The organism is Flammeovirga sp. MY04, assembly GCF_001682195.2.
GTDB classification, from domain to species: Bacteria; Bacteroidota; Bacteroidia; order Cytophagales; family Flammeovirgaceae; genus Flammeovirga; species Flammeovirga yaeyamensis.
Genome location: NZ_CP003560.2, coordinates 2342844 through 2363858, shown reverse-complemented (window position 1 = coordinate 2363858; position 21015 = coordinate 2342844). Strand labels below are relative to the sequence as shown.

Here is a 21015-nt window from a genome sequence, read left to right as displayed (position 1 = left end):
GATTAAATAAAATTTTTAGAAACCCTTAAAAGGTCATTTCATTCATTTGAGATGACCTTTTTTATGTGTTAAATTCAACTACTATAGATCTCGATCAAATCTAAATTTTTAAATCAAACACTCTGTTTTGGTGACAGTGGTCATGAAGGTAAAGTGATAGAAGTGTGTTATAAACGTTTATTAAGAATATAATTGGGTATTGGTCGACCAATAATCCAAAAACAACGTTAAAATTACAAGTGTGTTTTTAACAATCGCTAAATAATAAACTAAGATGACTTAGTAAGTAAATCAATCTCTCGAAGTGTGGAATTATTACACTCTACTAAACAAATAATTAAAAATAACTTCAATGCAGAAAGCTTTAATAAACAGCTTTTTGCTTAAATATTTAAATGGTTCAATGAAGACAAAAAATATACTTCTTGGATTAGCATCTATCGCTTGCTTAACACTAAATAATGTAAATGCACAAGGCATTAAATCTGATTCTACTAAAGTTTCTACTAAAGAGAACAATGCATTAACAAAACAAATTAATGTATTCGAGTCTGGTGGAGCCACAAACGATGTACCTAGAGAATTAAATACAGGGGTGCCAAGTATTAGCTTAAAACAAGTGTATAATGGCTCTTATTTCGATTTTAATAACGGTACAGCAATTGCCTATAGAAACTTCTTACTATCGGGTAAAAGGTCACAAGCAGAACGTGGTGAATCTGTAATTGAATACGGTTATTCCGGTTTTGTGGTGAATTATGAACCGGTAAAAGTGGGCAACTTCTTAAAGGGTACGATCTCTGGGTCTACAAGAGGAACAAGATATATTGATGTGCAGGCCATGCATAAGATTGGTAAAAAAGGATGGTATGCAGGTCTAGGATTGGTCAATAAACAAGTAGATGGACCTTTTCATTATGCTGACGGATGGATAGGAACGAATGGTCAGAATTATGCTGCTCGAGTGGGGAAAGAGTTTAAAAATGGTGAATTCCATGTCGATGTTTTCCATAATGACATTACTACAAACACGACCAAACAAATGATTTTCCTATTGGATAAGGACGGGAATGTGCAAAATACCAATTTCTCCGATTATAATAACTTGCTCTTGCCTGCCTCACAAAGTATCAGTTATGTCGATCCGTTTTCAGGTGAGCTGATTCATAAAAGTGATGTTTTAGGTACTCGAATCCAAACCACTGGTATTGATGCCAATTTTGATTATAAATTTGCCAATGACTGGAAGCTTCATTTTGTAGCACGATACGAAAATTCTTATCAAACAGCCAATTTTAATAAAGCACTGACCGTTCCTAAAACAGCCAATGAGTATGGTGATAAATATGCTGGAATGATGGGGATGTCACCTGGAAGTATCTATTTTCAAAATGCCAATACAGGAGAGAAAATCAATGGTGGGGATTATTTGATAAAAGAAAGATATCAAACACTTTACCACCCAGAGAATTTTCAACATTGGTACAACACTACTTCTTTGAGTAAGCAGTTTGGAGATCACTTGCTAAAATTTGGTATGAACCTTCAATATGTCGAATTCCCTCATAGAGCATTCATTCAACAACAAGGTTTATATGCCATAGGAGATGGATCGGATATACAAGCGGTGGATATAGTAGATAATACTGGGAAAGTGTATACCAAAGACGGTATCATCAATTATAATGGTCAGATTCAAGCGATGGACGAGGTGTCTTCTTTCACCACATCATTCTATGCCCATGATATCTGGAAAATCACAGATCGTTTTAGTGTAGACTATGGTTATCGTTTCGATATCTTTATGGATAAATACAATAAGATTATTGATGGTACTCCCGATATTGATACAACACAACCTTTAGCCAACCAATTTGTTACCGTAAAAACATATCAAACACCAGCAGAGCGACTAAATTATAACCAAGTACATGTAATGCATAGTGCTTACCTTGGGTTTGTTTATCAGTTAAATAACTGGCGTTTCGATGGATCGGCAAGTAAAGGTTTTATGCCTCAGAGAATTACAATTGCAGGTATTAAGCCAGATAGAAACTTCAACTCAGATCAAGTCAACGAGGTGTATGTAGGTCAGTTTAACGTGGGGTATATTAAGAGTAAATATGGTGTGAGAACCGGTATTAACTACATAACAAAAACCAACGACTACGAAGCCATATCATTACCTGATGGTACGTCACAGGGAGTTCCTCACGATATCACCACATTTGGTTACAATGTAAATGTATTTGCTAAACCATTAAAAAATTGGAATGTGGCTATTCAATATACTTATCAAGAACCGAAGTATAAAAATTACGAGCTTCCGACTTTTGATGGTGCTGGAAATCCAACTGCCCCGATTATTTATTCTGATAATATGCCAACCGGTATTGCAAAGCATATCATTGAGTTCAATACCAACTATTCCATCACACCAAAATTAAAAGTGAATGGTTTGGTGAGATACCAATCGAGAAAAGCATTGGATAAGAAAAATGTCTTCTATTCAGCTCCTTATTTGTTTACACAGGCAGGGGTGAGTTATAAATTGACCAAACATTTCTCCTTGTCTTATAAAATGTTGAATGTATTAAATAGAACAGGAGCATCGAGCATTATCGGTCTTCCAAATGTAAATAAAGAAGATACGCAAGTAATTAATAATGTGTACACAAATCCTATGATTGGAACCATCCAAGCACCTAGAGAACATGTGTTTACCCTTAAATTTAATTACTAAAAATATTGTTTTTGATTGATTTGTATAGCCGTATAAAGTTTTCTTTGTACGGCTTTTTTATTTTATCGTGACAAAACGTAATCTAAAATAACTTTTTGATGTGTTCCTCATTACGTTGATGTATCTCACCGAATACTTCATTTTCCAACTCATCAAATTGTTCTTTTACTTTCGAGGTCTTGATTTTACCGTTTTCTAAATAGTGTATTTGATCACACAAAGAAGTTAAGGATTCAAGAATATGAGAAGTAATTAATATCGTTTTCCCTTTATTTTTGAGCTGTTCTATTATAAGATGTATCACCCTTGATGATTCCAGATCCACACCATTAAAAGGCTCATCCAAAATATAGATCGGTCGGTCTTTTAGAAAAACACCCATCAATGCTACTTTTTTCATCATTCCTGTGGAGTAGTCATCGATAAGTTGATTGAGGGGAATACCAAACAATTGATTCAATTCTTCAATTCTTGACATATCCTTTGAAAACAACTTCAAGTAATCCTTCCCTGTGATGTGAGAATAGAAATAATTTTCCGTACTCAAATATCCAATACTTTTTTTTGTAAGTGTTTGATCATTCCATGAAATGTGTCCTTTATCAAATGATAATAAGCCATAGATGCCTTTTAACAAAGTCGTCTTTCCAGCACCATTTAATCCCACTAAGCCATGAATGCAACCTTCCTTAAGTGTTAGTGATAAATCGTTGATCACTACATTTTTTTGAAAGCTGATATTAAGTTCTTGTATCGAAATTATGTAAATAAGTGGTTAGGTTTTGAATAGATTGAAAATAATATTTGATGCTTAATCCGATCACTACTGGAATGAAAAATGGAATGATTAGACTGATCACACCCAACCCAGACATGGTCTGAACGGCTTTGGACTCCTCATTTGGAGTATAAAAGGCATATTTGACGATCACGATATAGATGTTCAGAAAGCACTGAACAGATAAAATACCAATGATCAGAAACCACTCATTATAATGTAAAACGATATAAATGAGTGCTAGGGGAGCAACCATACAGTTAAACAAGATGACTTGCTTGCCTATTTTATGTATCAAATATTCTTTTGGCGATAGTTCCAAGGCAATTAAATGGGAGAGGGGCTCTCCTTTTTCAACAAAACTAAAAGTGATGAGCCAAAGGAGGAGTATTGCAATAGGAATTACCGGCATCTGATAACTTCCAATAATTGCAGCAATATATAGAGGGATAATTAAGAACAAAGATTGTCGAATTCCAGACTTCCATTCAAAACTTTCATCAGGGATAATATCAATCAATCGGTTAAAAATCGAAGGAGTGTTCGTTTGAGGTTTCTTGATGAAGGTAAGCAAACCACTAAAACCAATGATTCCTGCAAACATCAGAAACTCTTTATGGAGTAAAAAAATGAATGAAAACGGTAAAGAAAAAAGGAGATATTCTGTAAATAAATAAAGTCGATAATTTGATAAAACAGAGGAGAGAAAGCCGATGTCATTTCTCTTTAATTGAACAATCAGTAATAGTAAACAAAGACCAAGTGCAACAAATACATTGAAATCAGAATTGGAGGCAATATCAAAATAAATTCTATAGAAAAAAGCCAATCCTAATAAGTAGAGTGGAATGCGAATTTTTCCTAGTTCTAAAATGATACGATAGATTTGTTTACCTCTTAGTTGAAAGAGAGACATCCACATAAAATGGGGTATTTTGTTGTTTTGACACTATTATTAGTTCTAATTTATAAAATCAAATACTATAAACATAATGATAAACTAACTTACTAGGGTATTAATTTTTTCACAATAAAGAATGAAAATGAAAATCTTTTTTTATAGCCTACTTACGGTACTATTACTAAATCTCCCAACCCACGGACAAACAAAAACTAAAATCATTTTTGATACAGACACAAATAACGAAGTGGATGATCAAAATGCTTTGGCTTATTTGTTACTAAACGATCAAACATTTGATGTTTTAGGAGTAACTGTGAATGCCACTAGAAATGGAGGTAATGTAACAGAACATTACAAAGAAGCAGAGAGAATCATCACTTTATGTGATCGACCAAAAACAAAATTGATTATGGGAGTAAATGATAATTTTGATCGAATTTTACCTGATCTAAATAACGATAAGCACGATGGGTACGAAGCGGTCGATTTTATCATCAAATCTGTAAAAAAGTATAAGAAGGATGTAGTAATCTTAGCCGTTGGGAAATTAACCAATGTAGCTTTAGCGATGGCGAAAGACCCTAGTATCATCAATGACATTAGAATTGTTTGGTTAGGGACGAATTACCCTAATTACAGAGAATACAATTTCGTCAACGATATTCCCTCTATGAACTATATCATGAGAACCAACGCTCATTTTGAGATTATGCCTTGTCGATATAATATGGAATCGGGTGCCGCTCATGTGAAAGTGTATAAAGAGGCCATCGTTAAAAAGATGAAAGGGATGGGTCCAACAGTGAATACGATGATTAAAGGTCGACATGGTGGAGAATTCAATAATTTAGGAGATTATTTAAGTAGTTTATTCGAGCATATTGAATATTATTATAATCCTCCTTCACGCTCATTGTTTGATATGGTAGCAGTAGCTGTGATAAAGAATAACAATTGGGCTGAACGTTCAGAAATAACCCCTTTTATTTTTGAAAATGAAAGATGGAATACTATCGGAAAAGGGAAAAGAAAAGTAATACTTTGGCAATTTTTCGATTCTGAGGCCATTATGGATGATTTCTATAAAACATTAAATCCACAGACAAAATAAAAATAGAGACATAAAAAAATCCCGTAAGCTGAAACTTACGGGATTTTATATTTTACAATACTTCAGCTTAGCTTAAAGTACGTTTTGTTTCTGTCATTTCGAATACCTCAACAACGTCACCTTCTTTGATATCGTTGTAGTTCGTGATACTCAAACCACATTCGTAACCGAACTTCACTTCGTTCACGTCGTCTTTGAAACGCTTCAAGGCACCAACTTCACCACCTTCAGTACCACCGTAGATAACAACACCATCACGGATTAGGCGGATTTTAGAGTTACGCTTGATGTAACCGTCTGTAACGTAACAACCGGCAACTGTACCCACTTTAGAGATTTTGAATACTTCACGAACCTCAACGTTACCAACGATTTTCTCTTCCATGTCAGGGCTAAGTAGACCTTCCATAGCAGCTTTCACATCGTCAATTGCGTTGTAGATTACTGAGTAGTGACGTACTTCAATACCTTCTTTCTCAGCAAGCTTTCTTGCGTTTGGAGTAGGACGAACTTGGAAACCGATAATCATTGTTGGGTTCTCCTTATCGGCAGCCGCTAACAAGATATCTGATTCCGTTAAGGCACCTACACCTTTGTGGATGATTCTTACTTCTACCTCATCGTTAGAAAGTTTCAGTAATGAATCTGATAATGCTTCCACAGAACCGTCCACATCACCTTTGATGATCATGTTCAATTGTTGTAACTCACCTTGAGCTAGACGTTTGAATAGATCTAGGTTAGGACGTTGTGAAGCTCTCAAGCTTTGCTCACGAGCTAATTGCTCACGCTTGTTAGCAATTTCTCTAGCTTCACGTTCAGTATCAAGAACATTTAATTTATCACCTGCTTGTGGAGCACCAGATAAACCTAGTACCTGAACTGGAGTAGAAGGACCAGCCTCTTTTACTCTGTGTCCTCTATGGTCAAGCATTGCTTTCACTTTACCATAGTATCCACCTGCAAGCATTACATCACCTACTTTCATCGTACCAGCTTGAACTAGTACTGTTGCAAGGTAACCACGACCTTTGTCAAGTGATGCTTCCACGATAGTACCTACAGCATTCTTATTAGGGTTGGCTTTTAGTTCTAATACTTCAGATTCTAAAAGAACACCTTCTAATAAGTCATCGATACCTTGACCAGTTTTGGCTGAGATTTCGAACGCTTGGTATTTACCGCCCCAATCTTCAACAAGGATATTCATTGCTGAAAGTTGAGTTTTAATATTTTCTACGTTTGCGTTTGGCTTATCTACCTTGTTAATCGCGATAACGATTGGAACTTCAGCAGATAATGCGTGGTTGATTGCTTCTTTTGTTTGAGGCATTACTTGATCATCGGCTGCAACTACAATAATTGCAACGTCAGTCACTTTTGCACCACGAGCACGCATCGCTGTAAAGGCTTCGTGACCTGGAGTATCTAGGAAGGCAATTTTCTTACCTGTCTTCGTCTTCACATCGTATGCACCGATGTGCTGAGTGATACCACCTGCTTCACCAGAGGCAACGTTTGCATCACGGATGTAGTCAAGTAATGACGTTTTACCGTGGTCTACGTGACCCATGATGGTTACAATTGGCGCTCTTTCTAATAAATCTTCTGGTTTATCTTCTTTTTCTAAAGGAGCATCAACTTCTTCTTCAGCTGAAGCAAATTTAGGTTCGAAGTTAAATTCAGCACAGATAAGCTCAATTGTTTCTTTATCAAGACGCTGGTTGATCGAGATGAACATACCACTGTTCATACATGTCATGATCACATCAGAAACAGACACTTCCATCATTGACGCTAATTCACTTGTAGAAACAAATTCTGTAACTGTGATGATGTGTTGTTCTGCAGCTTCTTTTTGTAAACGTGCTTCGTTTTCCGCTTCACGTTTATTTCTTTTCGCTTGTTTATGTTTACCACGCGTCGATTTGAAACCTGATTGGTTCAATTGAGCGTTGGCTCTCTTCATTCCTGATTGGATGTCCTTTTCAGATGGTTTACCCTTCTTCTTGTTACCTCCTTTCTTGTTACTTTGACCTCTTGAAGAAGTAGCATCTGCATTACGGAATGTTTTTTCTCCTGAACCTTGTCCACCTTGTTGGTTACGGTTACCACCTTGTCCACCTTGGTTACGGTTGCCACCTTGTCCACCTTGTTGGTTACGGTTGCCACCCTGTCCACCTTGTTGGTTACGGTTGCCACCCTGTCCACCTTGTTGGTTACGGTTACCACCTTGTCCACCTTGGTTACGGTTGCCACCTTGTCCACCTTGTTGGTTACGGTTACCACCTTGTCCACCTTGGTTACGGTTGCCACCTTGTCCGCCTTGTCCTCGGTTACCACCTTGTCCACCTTGACCTCTGTTTCCACCTTGACGGTTACCGCCTTGCGTATTTCCAGATTCAGAGTTTCCAACAGGTACTCTCTTTTTCTTACGTTGTTTCTTTTGTCCACCTTTATCATCAGAAGAAGCAACTGGGCGTTGTTTTTTCTTACGACGGTTTTCAAAAGAAGATAGGTCAACTTTACCGACTACAGTAAGACCTTTTAATTCGTCAGCTTTCGCAGAAATAGCTGATTGATCTTCTGAAGTTGGAGCACTTTCTTTAGGTGTCTCTTTAGGTGTTTCAGAAGGAGCTGCTTGTTCTTTCTGAGCAGCTGGTTTCGTCGTTTGTTTCTTCACTTCTTTTGTTGGTTGCTCCTCTTTTGGTTGTTGTGGAGCTTTTTCAGATACATCAGGCTTCTGCGGAGCTGTTTCCTTTGCAGCAGGTTTAGGAGCCTCTACCTTTTTCTCAGGTTTTGGTTCTTCAACTTTTTTAGGAGCTTCTTTTGGAGCTTCTTGCTTTGGAGCTTCTTTCTTAGCAGGAGCTTGAGGCTTTTTATTGTCTTCAGCTGGTTTCTTCGCTTCAGCAGCTGGTTTTTTATCTTTAGATGCTGGCTTTTTCTTATCGTCCAGATCAATTTTGCCTACCACTTTAAGACCAGGTCTTCCACTGAAAGTTTCAGGATCTTTTTCAGCTTTAGGAGCCTCTTCTTTTTCCTTTTTAGGAGCGGCTGGCTTCTCGGCAGTATTATTTTTGATGATCAGATGTTCGTCTTCCTGCTCAGTAGATTTCTTTCTGTTAGATTTCTTAGATTCAATAACAGTATTTCCCACTTGAGACGAGATAGAGATTTGTGATGCCTCTTCTTTGTCTTGCATAGACTTTGCATTCATCTTCTTCAGCAACTCGAATTGTTCGGTTGTGATCTTAGCGTTTGGAGAAGACCCGACATCAATGTCTTTCTTCTTCAACTGCTCGATGAGTGTTTGGTGTCCAACGTTTAATTTTTTGGCCGCCTGATTAATTCTGATCATCTTTTGATCTGCCATATATTCTTTTTCGTAATACTTTGTTCGTAATATATTGCTATCACAGCAATTAAAATATTTAAGCTGTTAGCTTAAGAAAAATGTTCATGACGAACGCCTACATAAACACTTCTAAGATGCAAAGATATGAGTTACTTTTTAAATCTTAAATTTAATTGCTATTCATCTTCACCTTTTTGCACTTATTATAGGTATTATGTCTTGTTTTCATCAGAAATGCACTTTTGAAAGGCATTTTTTTTTCTGAATTATAAAAAATCAAGACAAAATGAATGGAGATTATCAAAAAATAATCTCCATTCCAACTTCATAAGGAAGTTGATATATTATAAGTATGAACTATTGTTTGATGGCAGTAAGCACTTCATCAACAGTTTCATCTTCTAAGTCTGTTCTTTCGATCACTTCTTCTCTAGAAATAGATAAGATAGAATTCACAGTGCCTAATTTAGCTTTTTTGAATTCATCAATGATCCATTCTTCGATAACATTATTGAAAGAAGATAAATCGACATCTTCAGAAACAGAAGTTTCAGTCTCATTATATTCTTCGATATCATCAGAGTAATCTACTAAATCATCCATGTCATCCTCTTCTACAGTGTCGTTTGCAGCTTGTGGTTGTGGACGGTTAGGTTGAGCTGAAGATTTCTTGTCCTCTTCGAATTGACGACGCATTACTTCCATAATAGCAATAATCGTTTCTTCTTCAAGTTCAGTTCTACGCTCTAACTCTTGTACATTGTGATCAAGAACGGCTCCTGCAGTATCTAAACCAATACGTTTGAATTCTTGTAACATCCAGTCTTCGAACATATCGTTGAACTCCATAACATCGTAATCCATGTCGTCGTCTTGTTCGCCAACCATTTCACGGAATACATCGATTTCGTAACCTACTAATTTAGAAGCAAGCTTAATGTTTTGACCATTTTTACCAATTGCTAAAGAAACTTGGTCTTGTGGTAAAGTTACCTCAACTCTTTTTTCTTCGTCATTGATGCTAATGTGAGCAATGTGTGCAGGAGATAAAGCACGACGGATCATAAGATCCATGTTTTCTGTGTAGTTAATTACATCGATATTCTCGTTTTGTAATTCACGTACAATAGAGTGAATACGAGATCCTCTCATACCAACACAAGCACCTACTGGGTCAACTCTTTCGTCGAAAGATTCCACAGATACTTTTGCTCTTTCACCTGGCTCACGAACGATATTTCTGATAGCAATCAGACCATCAAAAATTTCAGGAACTTCGTTTTCGAATAAAAGACGTAAGAAAAGTGGAGAAGTACGAGACAATACAATCTTAGGATTGTTATTGTTCATTTCTACACGATCGATGACCGCACGGATGTGATCACCTTTTCTGTAACGATCTTTAGGAATCATCTCGTTTCTTGGAAGAGATAATTCGTTGTTATCTTGATCGATGATGATGAATTCACGGTGTAAAGTTTGGTACACTTCACCCATAATCAATTCACCAACTCTTTCTTTATATTGATCGAAAAGAACTTTCTTTTCTAGATCTTTTACTTTTTGGATTAAAGTCTGACGAGCAGTTTGTACCATTCTTCTACCGAAGAAGTCGATTTCTACTGCTTCAGCTACTTCCTCATCTACTTCAAAATCTTCTTCGATTTTCTTAGCATCTGTAAGGTGAATTTGAGTTTGAGCGTCGAAATCCTCAGCATCGTCTGCAACGATCTGACGGTAACGCCAAATTTCCAAATCACCAGCATCCACGTTAATAATTACGTCGAAAGTGGCATCATCACCATATTGTTTACGAATCATTGTCTTGAACACGTCTTCTAAGATCTTGATCATAGTAGGACGGTCAATCCCTTTCATTTTTGCAAATTCCTTAAACGATTCGATTAATTCTGAGCTGTTCATATCTGCAAGAGTTTTGTTTTAATATTTTTAATAAAGATTACTTAAATGATACCTCGACAACTGTCTGTTTGATATCAGAGAATGGAATTTCCATCTCTTTAATCTCTACTTTCTTTTTTCCTTTTTCTTTAATTTCGGCATCGATGACAATATGCTCTTCGGTAACTGATTTTAATTTACCTACAAACTTTGTTTCGTTGCCTCTAGTTACTTTTACTTTGCGATCAACATTTTTAATATATTGTCTATGTTGTTCCAAAGGCTCTCCTACGCCAGCAGAAGTAACTTCAAATGTATATTCATCCTTGATCAACTCTCTTTCGTCTAATTCTCTACCCACTTCACGAGAAACAGTAGTAACTTGTTCAATTGTTACTCCATTATCGCCATCTAAGATAATTAGTACTTTTAAGCGTTTCATCCCTTTCGCCTCTACTTTAACAATAAATAGAGATTCATCAGGAAGATGTTGTTCAACGATACTTTTTATTTGTTCTACTAAACCCATAGTTTTTTTAAAAATAATCTGTTTTTCTAAAAAACATGGTGGAAAGATCATTTCATCTATTCTTTTTCGTTTAGTGGTAAGTGGTTGATAACTAGAGGTTAATCGTAGGTGCACTTGCTCAAATCACGAAAAAAAGTCAACAAAAAAGGGAGACGATTTTCGCTCCCTTCTAGATGCTTTCCATGATGTTGATACAAATATAAATATAACATCTAAAAATGCAATATTTTTTTATGACTAGTTCTTCAGAGTTAAAACATATTTAGATAATGCTTCTACATCTTCATTAGAAATCTCCCTTTCTGAGTACTTAGGCATGAACCCTTTACCTTCTCTAATCACTTTTAAAATACCTTCTTGGTTTAACTGACTCTCTGATAATCTAGCCGCACCACTTCTTTGAGCGTTACCGTCAGGTCCGTGGCAGTTAGAACACTTTTTGTCATAAGTGATTTGTCCTTGTTTTTCTACTTCCGTTAATTCTCTCATTGATTTAGGAGCAGTGCTAGCACCGTCGTCAACAGTAATCTCACCTCTTTTTACTTTTGCTCTATGTGCTTCAGCCAAACCGTAGGCACAGAATAAACAAAGAAAAGAACCTAACATTAAGAATTTATTGTGCTTTTTAGTCGCAATTACTGCCAAAGGAATTGAAGCTGCGACTAAAGCAAATTTGATGTATAATAAGCTAGATGTAGCACTATCATATATAAATAGCATCGCTAATCCTGTTGCAAGGAAAGTAAATGAAATAATCATTTCAGGTACTTTGACGATTTTTCCAAACTTATCAAACTTCTCATTGCTGATAAATAATAAGATCGTTTTGATCAAGTAAATAAGGAAAAACAGAATTACGACTACCTTATGCGTCAAAAAAACGTGTGACATTGTATAAAATAATTTGTATGTAAAGTTTAAAGATTAGTGGTGTTTCTCACTGACACTTTTTAAAAAAATCTATTTTCTGATGCAATATGCATCATAATTTTAAAAACATACAACGGAAGATATTGTTTTCATCGATTACATCTCAAATTTATATCAAATTCGATAATTCGTGACCTACCTCGCTTCCAATTGCAATACCCATTCCTCCCATACGTATTCCTACTGCAATTTTATCACTTAGTTTTTCTATAATAGGTGCCTTTTTATCACCAAAACCCATAATTCCGGACCACTCTTGTTCTATTTCAAAATCTACTCCTGGAAGAATCACTTCCTTTAGTAAATCATTTATTGGTTGTGTTATTTGAGTAGTTGTAGCAAATTCTGTAGTAGTCTCGGCTTCATAGGCAAGATGGCGACCACCTCCAATTAATAGTCTGTCTCCAACATTCCTAAAATAATAATAGCCTCTGTCGTAATGATAGGTTCCTTCAATAGGGAGATTTTGTATAGGTTTGGTAATGACTACCTGTCCGCGACCAGGTTGGATTTTATATTGTGGTAAAAGTTTAGAAGCAAAAGCATTCACACATACGGCCACTTGTTCTGCTTTAAATTCTAATTTCTTATCAGTGGTAATTAAAACATTTTTACTTTCCTCGTTTAACTGTTTTACTTCAATGCCCGTTAAAATCTCAATATCTTTTGATCGAGCTATTTTTAGCAATGCAGTCATCATTTTTCCTGTATGAATTTGTCCTTCAAGAGGATTATAAAGTAATTCTTTTACCTGATGATCATCAAAACCAAATCGAGGCGTTTTAAAACCTCTTTCCAAAAAGACTTTTTGATGAAAAATTGGAGACAATAGGTCATTGACCTCATGGAGTTGATTTAAATAAAATAGTTGTTCTTTACAAATAAGTTCATACCCACCATACGCATAGAAATCCATTTTTTTATCGCCTACTCTTTGTCTTAGACGCTGTAAACCATTGTATCTTTTTTGTACGGTTTGTAAAACAAATTCTTCAGAATAATTTTCTAAGTCATCACATATTTCAGTAAGGCTGCCAAAACAAGCAAAGCCAGCGTTTTTTGTACTAGCTCCTGAAGGGAGGATGCCTTTTTCTAAAATTAAAACTCTTTTATTAGGATACTTTTCCTTGTATTCAAAAGCTGTACTCAAGCCAACAATACCACTACCAATAACAATAAGGTGGTATTGCATAAAACTCTCTTTTTCCCAAAAGCTGATCATGTGTTTGTTGGTATGGTTTGATTTATGATGTGTTTATATAGATTACTGAAATAAAGTGGAAGTGTTTTTCTTTTCGGAAGAAAAATTAAATATATCCGGTCATTTCAGTAATTTGTAAATTATGGTGACGTTTTAACTCACTTGTTTATCTAAATCGCAAAATAATATTTTTTTATGCCAACTGAAATTGTCAAAAAAGGAAAAGGGGTAAAATTACAATCTTCTTCCAATGCAAAACTCTCCAAAGTGAAGGTAGGGTTAGGTTGGGAAGTAAGAAAAGGTGGACAGCTTGATTTAGATGCATCGGTATTTATGCTAGGGGAGGATGGGAAATTACCTAGTGATGAATACTTTGTTTTTTACAATAATCTCACCTCTCCAGATGGAATGGTAAAACATAAAGGAGATAATAGAACAGGAGATGGAGAAGGTGATGATGAAGAGATATTAATTAATTTATCTTTTATCTCGCCAGTGGTGAAAGAACTGAGGTTTGTAGTAAGTATCTACGATGCACAGGCAAGAAGACATAACTTTGGCCATTTGGAAGATGCTTATATCAGAATGGTAAATTTAGAGAACAGTCAGGAAATTCTTCATTACGATTTGGATGCCGAATTTAGCGATGATACAGAAGTAGAATTTGCCCGCCTAGTTAGAGAGGATGATGGGTGGAAGTTTTTACCTACGGAAAAAGGAACTAAAATTGGGCTTCAGGGTTATGTAGATAAATTTATCCCTGAATTATAAAAGCTTTTGGGCGATATCAAATTTTTTTACATCTTCGCGAAAATTAAAGACATAAACTCAAAACACATCATAAACATGAAAGTTGGAATAATTAAAGAAGGCAAAATACCAGAAGATAAACGAGTGGCTTTGACTCCTGAACAATGTGAGGAAGTTTTAGAAAAGTATCCTGAAGTGGAGATTTATGTTCAGAAAAGCCCAATCAGATGTTATAAAGATGAGGAATATGAAGAGCTAGGCATTGCCTTAGTCGATGATGTATCTGATTGTGATATCTTATTAGGTATTAAAGAAGTGCCGATTCCAGAATTAGTGCCCAATAAAAAATACTTTTTCTTTTCGCATACTATCAAAAAGCAACCTTATAATAGAGAGTTGTTAAACGCAATTCTTGATAACAATATCGAGATTATGGATTATGAGGTCTTGACTAGAGAAGATGGATCAAGAGTAATTGCATTTGGTCGATTTGCAGGTTTAGTAGGTGCTTACAACGGTTTGTTGGCTTATGGTAAAAGAATGGGTACTTTCGATTTGAAGCCAGCACATTTGTGTCACGACCTCAACGAAATGTGGATCGAATGCAAAAAAGTGAAATTGCCTAATAATTATAAAATTGCTTTGACTGGTTCTGGTAGAGTATCAAATGGTGCGGTGGAAACACTCCTAGCTGCTGGAATCAAAAAGGTGAGTAAGCAAGATTTTATTGATAAAGAATTTAATCAACCTGTTTTTGTTCAATTGAGATCTAAAGATTACCACGATCAAAAAGACGGTAAACCATTTGTTTTAAAAGAATTCTTTGATCAGCCTCAAGATTATGTATCTACATTTGGTGAATTAAACAATATAGCTGATATGCTTGTAGCCGGTGCGTTTTGGCATCCAGCAGCACCTGTGTTATTTACAAAGGAAGACATGCAGAAAGAGGATTTCAATATTAAAGTAATCGCTGATATTACTTGTGATATTGAAGGTTCTATTCCATCTACCAAGCAACCATCAACCATTGCAGATCCATTGTATGATTACAATCCAAAATCAGGTGAAGTGGAAGATGCCTTGTCAAGCAAAGAGAATATTACGGTGATGGCGGTAGATAATCTTCCGAATGAATTGCCACGTGATGCCTCTGAAGCTTTTGGTCGCCAAATGATTGATAACGTTTTAGAAGATCTATTTATTGAAGATAAAGGAGTAATTGAACGTGCTAGAATTACGCAGAACAAAGCACTTACACCTAAATTCTCTTATCTACAAGATTATGTGGATGGAAAAGAGTAATTAGAAGAATTACTTAATTTTAAGAAGCGATTACTTAAGGTAATCGCTTTTTTTATGACTATTATTAAGTATTTGTTAATAATAAATGTCACTTTTTAAGAAAAAGTACTCAGATTTTTTGCGATATTAATTTAGTGTTACGTATAATTGCGTATCAATTATTCAACTTGTGTGCGTCTCATTAATTTTCACCTTATAACAACTAACAATTAACAGTTATGTTAAAAGCAAAACTACTATTGATAGGCATAATTATGCCTACTCTTTTAATCGCCAATGAACAGACTGGGCAAACTACAGCTGAGTTTCATAGTATTGACAGTTTATGGGTCTTACTTTGTGCCATCTTAGTATTTTTAATGCAGGCAGGTTTCAAAACTCTAGAAACTGGACTTGTGAAAAGAGAGCACCGTGCAGGTGTAGGGGCTAAAAACCTTATGGATATGGTCGCTGGTTTATTAGGTTTCTTTCTACTTGGTTATGGGTTTATGTTTGGTAGTTCCCACTTTGGAATTATTGGATTTGATCTAAACTTATTTGCAGGTACCGACTTATCAAAATCAGAATTAGGTATTCCGGGTCCTGTATTTTTCTTATTTCAAGTGGCATTTGCTGGTACTGCATTAACAATTGTATCAGGTGCAATGTCTGGTAGAACAGGTTTATTGCCTTATTTAATAGGTTCAATTGTTACAGCTATTCTAATTTATCCAGTATTTGGACATTGGGCTTGGGGTAATTTATTAGATCAAGATAACCATGCATGGTTGGCAGAGATTGGTTTTATGGACTTTGCAGGATCGACAGTAGTGCATACTTTAGGTGCGACTGTAGGATTAGTAGGAATTATACTTGTGGGACCTCGATTAGGGAGGTTTGATATGCATGGTAAGATTCTTCCAATTAAGGCTTCAGATTATTCTTATTCTGTTCTTGGAGTTATTCTACTTTGGGTAGGATGGTGGGGATTCAATGGAGGTAGTACTTTAACCTTCGGAAATGATGTTTCCACTATTATTCTAAATACAAACGTAGCAGGTGCTTCAGCTTGCTTTTCTGCTTTTATTATGTGCTACTTCTTCCAAAGAAGAGATGAGCTGATGGAAAAAATGATGGGTGGAGCTTTAACAGGATTAGTGGCGATTACTGCCTGTTGTAATGTGGTTTCTCCTTCTAGTGCGTTAATCATTGGTTTATTGGCTGGAGTTATACATAACCTTTCATTCGACCTTATTCTAAAAGTATTTAAATTGGATGATCCAGTTGGAGCGATTCCTGTTCATGGATTTGGTGGTATTTTCGGAACATTGTGTGTAGCTCTTTTTGGAAAAGAAGAACTATTGGTGTTACCAAGATGGGAACAACTATTAGTACAGGCCATTGGCATAGAAGTTTGTATAGCTTATACCGTAATTGTTTCTTTTATTATGTTTAAAGTGATAAAAATGATTTACGGCTTAAGAGTTTCTCCTGAACAAGAATTGGGTGGAATGATGGCAGGTAGAAAAATGCCTAAAGAATTTTATGAAGAAGAAAAAGGAGCTAAAATTCAATATGCCTCTTTAAAAGTTTCGGGTAAAGGCTATAACTTGATAAACATTAAAGACTTTATTGAATTAAGTAAATCGTATCGAGATGGATTAATTCAAAATAAAAGAGTCACTTTTATCGATGAAGCAGGAGAAAAGGTCGATTTTGAAGAAGCATTACGTCAATTGTCTGTATTACGTGAGAAGTCTTTAAAAAATGAACCAATGGTTTCGACTTAATAAAAGCTAGAGAAAGATATTTAAACCTTAGGGCGACCTAAGGTTTTTTTATGTGTAAAGATTAAAAAGAAGGGGTTTTTATAAGTCGGAAAAAGAAAATTTAAAGCCTAAATAAACTCTTATTTAGAAATTAATGTTCTGATAATATAACCTAAGTGTAAAAAATACGTTTAAATAATCATCAATACTTACTTTTAATATTGATATTAGTTATATTTGTTTATCCTAAGTTATTAAACACAGATAGGCATTTACCACATACATAAACACTATAATGAGCCAAGTAAACACTGAGTTATATTCTCCTACTCGGCTTGACTTTAAATGGAGTCTTAAATTAAAAAGAGGTTCAGTACATGCAGCTACTTTTGCATTTAAAGTCTTATCACATAATATAAAAGAGAGCCGAAAGCGTTCTGAGAGAATACATAGAGAATTATTATCTAACAGTAAGTTTAGAGAAAACTTCGGTATCGAAGATGTCAATCATAACGATTTGGTGGTTTATTCTTCGATTGTTGATGCAGAGCCATCAGAATTAGATAAGAAAATGAAACAATTCCAGCGTTGGGTAAAACAAGCCCAAAGAGACGCAAAAGAAAGAATCGAAAAATTTTCACCCACTTTTTAGTGGGTTTTTTTATGAAATAGTGAAAAATACGTAGAAAATTTAACTACGTATTTTTTTGTTTTTAAGTAGGTGTAACTACGTAAATAAGTTGTAAGTATCTGGTAATCAGTAGCGGTCATATCAAAAACTGTTTTATGGCAGTTTTTGATATGATTTAAAAACATTTTTTAATCTGTGATATTCCCTAAATATGTTTTAATAATCACTTTAAGTTTGTGTATCAACTAAGTAATAATACTTATTAAAACTACGTATAACAGATGAAAAAATTAATTTACGCTATTGTGTTGCTATTGTGTGGAGCTGTATCAGAGGTAACAGCCCAGGAGTTTAAACTATCAGCAGAGATCCGTCCGAGATCAGAATTAAGAAATGGTTTCAAGAAATTGAGAACTGAATCTCAAGAGCCAGCTTTCTTTACTGAGCAAAGATCGAGATTAAACTTGGATTACAAATCGGAAAAAATCATCATGAGACTCTCTCTTCAAGATGTTCGTGTTTGGGGTTCAACTAACCAAATTTACAAGACTGATCCAAACTCTTTATCAAACATCTCTGAAGCTTGGGCACAGTACAACTTCAACAGTAAGTTCGGTTTAAAAGTAGGTCGTCAAATTATCTCTTACGATAATCAAAGATTTTTAGGTGGTCTTGAGTGGGCACAACAAGGTAGAAGACACGATGCGGCTTTATTCGTGTACAACGACAAAGAATCAAAATTAAAAGTGCATTTAGGTCTTGCGTTCAACCAAGTAGGTTTTGAGCCAGGTATGTTAGTGGGTAACGACTATTCAGGTGTGAACAACTATAAAACTATGCAGTATTTGTGGGCAAACAAGACTTGGGAAACAGGTAAGCTTTCAGCTTTAGTGTTTAACGACGGTTTCCAGTATGGTGCAACATCAGATAGTGTTTCTAATAGACAGACTTTAGGTTTAGTAGGTTCTAAAACGTTCGGAAACTTTACAGTTGCAGGTGAAGGTTACTACCAAACTGGTAAAATGGCGGAAACTTCAATCAATGCTTACTTATTAGATCTTAATCTTACACTTAAAACGAAAATCACTCCTATCACATTAGGTTACCAAACACTTTCAGGTGGTGATCAGGAATCAGGTGAGATCAAGAACTTTACTCCAGCTTACGGTACAAACCACAAATTCAATGGTTTTATGGATTACTTCTACGTAGGTAATGCACATAACGATAAGAAAGGAAACAACGTTGGTCTTCAAGACATCTATTTAAATACTGCTTTCAAAGTAGGTAAAGGAACATTCAAAGCACAACTTCACCAATTCTTCTCTGCTGTAGATGTTTACAACACTACTGCTACAGATGGTCAGTTCGAAAAAGTATCATCAAACTTAGGTACAGAGATCGATTTAATCTATGCTAGATCATTAGGTAAAGAAGCTTCATTAGTTGTAGGATATTCTCAAATGTTCGCTACAGAATCAATGGAAGTATTGAAAGGTGGTAACGCAAGTATGATCAACAACTGGGCATTCGTAATGTTAACGTTCAAGCCAACATTATTTACTTCGAAAGCAAAGAAAGCGGAGGTTAACTAATCATTTACATCACCTATATTTTTTATATCAAAACAATATTACTCATGAAAAAATTGAATTTTAATTCGGTTGCTAAAGCAATAATTGGCTTGGCATTATCAGGGTTGATTTATAGCTGTGGATCATCAAAAACTTCTTCGGAAACACAAAGCGATGTGACTGAGGAGACTTCATCAACGAATCAGTTGGACATCGAAAAACCACAGTTAACTTTCGGTTTCATCAAATTAACAGATATGGCTCCTTTAGCCATTGCTAAGGAACTAGGTTACTTCGAAGACGAAGGATTGTTTGTAACTATCGAAGCACAATCTAACTGGAAAAACGTATTGGACCGAGTGATCGATGGTCAGTTAGATGGTTCGCACATGTTAGCAGGTCAGCCAATTGCTGCAGGAGCAGGATTTGGTCGTCAAGCTGAGTTAGTGACTTCATTCTCAATGGACTTGAATGGTAATGGTATTACAGTGTCGAACGACGTTTGGGAGAAGATGAAGCCAAATGTACCAAAAGACGAAAATGGTAAGCCGATTCACCCAATCAAAGCAGATGCCTTGGTTCCGGTAATAAAAGAATATAAAAATGATGGTAAAGCGTTTAAAATGGGTATGGTATTCCCCGTATCAACGCACAACTATGAGATCCGTTACTGGTTAGCAGCAGCAGGTGTTCACCCAGGTATGTATACTAAAGACAATATCCAAGGTCAGGTAGATGCAGACGTATTATTATCTGTAACTCCACCACCACAAATGCCAGCTACTTTAGAGGCAGGTACGATCTACGGTTACTGTGTAGGTGAGCCTTGGAACCAACAAGCGGTATTTAAAGGAATTGGTGTTCCTGTAACTACAAACTACGATATCTGGAAAAACAACCCAGAAAAAGTATTCGTAATGACAAAAGAATTCACTGAGAAATATCCTAATACATCTGTAGCTGTTACTAAAGCTTTAATCCGTGCAGGTAAGTGGTTAGACGAGCCAGGAAACAGAGCAAAAGCAGTAGGTATCTTATCTATGCCAGAGTACGTTGGTGCTGACTCAGTAGTTATTGCAAACTCTATGACAGGTACTTTCGAATTCGAAAAAGGCGACAAGCGTTCTATGCCTGACTTTAACGTGTTCTTCCGCCATAATGCAACGTATCCTTTCTATTCTGATGGTGTGTGGTTCTTAACTCAAATGAGAAGATGGGGACAAATTCCTACAGCGAAATCAAAAGGTTGGTACGACGAAACGATCAAGAAGATTTACCGTCCAGATATCTGGAACCAAGCAGCGAAATTGTTAGTAGAAGAAGGTCACTTATCTGCTTCAGATATTCCTGAAACTGATGGTTACAAAGCACCTACTAAAGACTTTATCGATGGTGTTTCTTATGATGGTAAAGATCCTATCGGGTACATCAATAGCTTCCAAATTGGTAACAAAGACGAAGCAATGTAAAATAAAAATCTTGTATGATTTTGCAGGATGACTTGTAGGGACGTTGCATTGCAACGTCCGTACAGGACATCACTTGAACATCAAA

At 35.8% G+C, this 21015-nt stretch carries 14 protein-coding genes and 1 pseudogene; 8 read left to right on the top strand and 7 right to left on the bottom strand.

All coding sequences use genetic code 11. The annotated features are described in order from the left end of the window. Positions 1 to 352 precede the first annotated feature (352 nt). Complete coding sequence (locus MY04_RS09570; RefSeq protein WP_066209014.1) at positions 353 to 2743, top strand: TonB-dependent receptor domain-containing protein; 2391 nt, start codon at positions 353 to 355, stop codon at positions 2741 to 2743. An 82-nt stretch (positions 2744 to 2825) separates the two neighbouring features. Here the strand turns inward: MY04_RS09570 and MY04_RS09565 are convergent, their stop codons facing one another. Then, positions 2826 to 3461 (bottom strand): ABC transporter ATP-binding protein, encoded by a 636-nt coding sequence (locus MY04_RS09565; RefSeq protein WP_158297634.1) that lies wholly within the window; start codon positions 3459 to 3461, stop codon positions 2826 to 2828. A gap of 22 nt (positions 3462 to 3483) precedes the next feature. Next, positions 3484 to 4443, bottom strand: coding sequence for a hypothetical protein (locus tag MY04_RS09560; protein ID WP_066209010.1), 960 nt, complete (start codon positions 4441 to 4443; stop codon positions 3484 to 3486). A gap of 121 nt (positions 4444 to 4564) precedes the next feature. Here MY04_RS09560 and MY04_RS09555 point away from each other — a divergent pair, with 121 nt between their 5' ends. Next, positions 4565 to 5536: a nucleoside hydrolase gene (locus MY04_RS09555; protein ID WP_084006008.1), complete on the top strand. Its 972-nt coding sequence runs from the start codon at positions 4565 to 4567 to the stop codon at positions 5534 to 5536. A 67-nt stretch (positions 5537 to 5603) separates the two neighbouring features. Here the strand turns inward: MY04_RS09555 and infB are convergent, their stop codons facing one another. The 5 genes and pseudogenes from infB to MY04_RS09530 all read right to left on the bottom strand — a co-directional run bounded on the left by infB (position 5604) and on the right by MY04_RS09530 (position 13474). Then, complete coding sequence (infB, locus tag MY04_RS09550; protein ID WP_066209006.1) at positions 5604 to 8909, bottom strand: translation initiation factor IF-2; 3306 nt, start codon at positions 8907 to 8909, stop codon at positions 5604 to 5606. Between the two features lie 660 nt (positions 8910 to 9569). Next, positions 9570 to 10814 (bottom strand): annotated as a pseudogene (gene nusA / locus MY04_RS09545) (transcription termination factor NusA); the annotation flags it as partial. 37 nt (positions 10815 to 10851) lie between these two features. Further along, positions 10852 to 11322 (bottom strand): ribosome maturation factor RimP, encoded by a 471-nt coding sequence (rimP, locus tag MY04_RS09540; protein ID WP_066213174.1) that lies wholly within the window; start codon positions 11320 to 11322, stop codon positions 10852 to 10854. Positions 11323 to 11559: 237 nt separating this feature from the next. Further along, complete coding sequence (locus MY04_RS09535; protein WP_066209002.1) at positions 11560 to 12213, bottom strand: c-type cytochrome; 654 nt, start codon at positions 12211 to 12213, stop codon at positions 11560 to 11562. A gap of 148 nt (positions 12214 to 12361) precedes the next feature. Then, entirely contained in the window at positions 12362 to 13474 is a 1113-nt protein-coding gene (locus tag MY04_RS09530; RefSeq protein ID WP_066209000.1) for an NAD(P)/FAD-dependent oxidoreductase, read from the bottom strand. Between the two features lie 174 nt (positions 13475 to 13648). On the opposite strand from MY04_RS09530, the gene MY04_RS09525 reads away from it, so the two are divergent. From MY04_RS09525 to MY04_RS09500, 6 genes are all read left to right on the top strand, one after another. Next, positions 13649 to 14224, top strand: coding sequence for a TerD family protein (locus MY04_RS09525; RefSeq protein ID WP_066208998.1), 576 nt, complete (start codon positions 13649 to 13651; stop codon positions 14222 to 14224). 75 nt (positions 14225 to 14299) lie between these two features. Then, on the top strand, positions 14300 to 15508 hold the full coding sequence (locus MY04_RS09520) for an NAD(P)-dependent oxidoreductase (protein WP_066208997.1): 1209 nt from the start codon (positions 14300 to 14302) through the stop codon (positions 15506 to 15508). Positions 15509 to 15726: 218 nt separating this feature from the next. Further along, positions 15727 to 17277, top strand: coding sequence for an ammonium transporter (locus MY04_RS09515; protein ID WP_084005818.1), 1551 nt, complete (start codon positions 15727 to 15729; stop codon positions 17275 to 17277). 274 nt (positions 17278 to 17551) lie between these two features. After that, on the top strand, positions 17552 to 17908 hold the full coding sequence (locus MY04_RS09510) for a hypothetical protein (RefSeq protein ID WP_066208991.1): 357 nt from the start codon (positions 17552 to 17554) through the stop codon (positions 17906 to 17908). A gap of 260 nt (positions 17909 to 18168) precedes the next feature. Further along, positions 18169 to 19482, top strand: coding sequence for an alginate export family protein (locus tag MY04_RS09505; RefSeq protein WP_066208989.1), 1314 nt, complete (start codon positions 18169 to 18171; stop codon positions 19480 to 19482). Between the two features lie 44 nt (positions 19483 to 19526). Then, positions 19527 to 20930 (top strand): CmpA/NrtA family ABC transporter substrate-binding protein, encoded by a 1404-nt coding sequence (locus tag MY04_RS09500; protein ID WP_066208987.1) that lies wholly within the window; start codon positions 19527 to 19529, stop codon positions 20928 to 20930. Positions 20931 to 21015 lie beyond the last annotated feature (85 nt).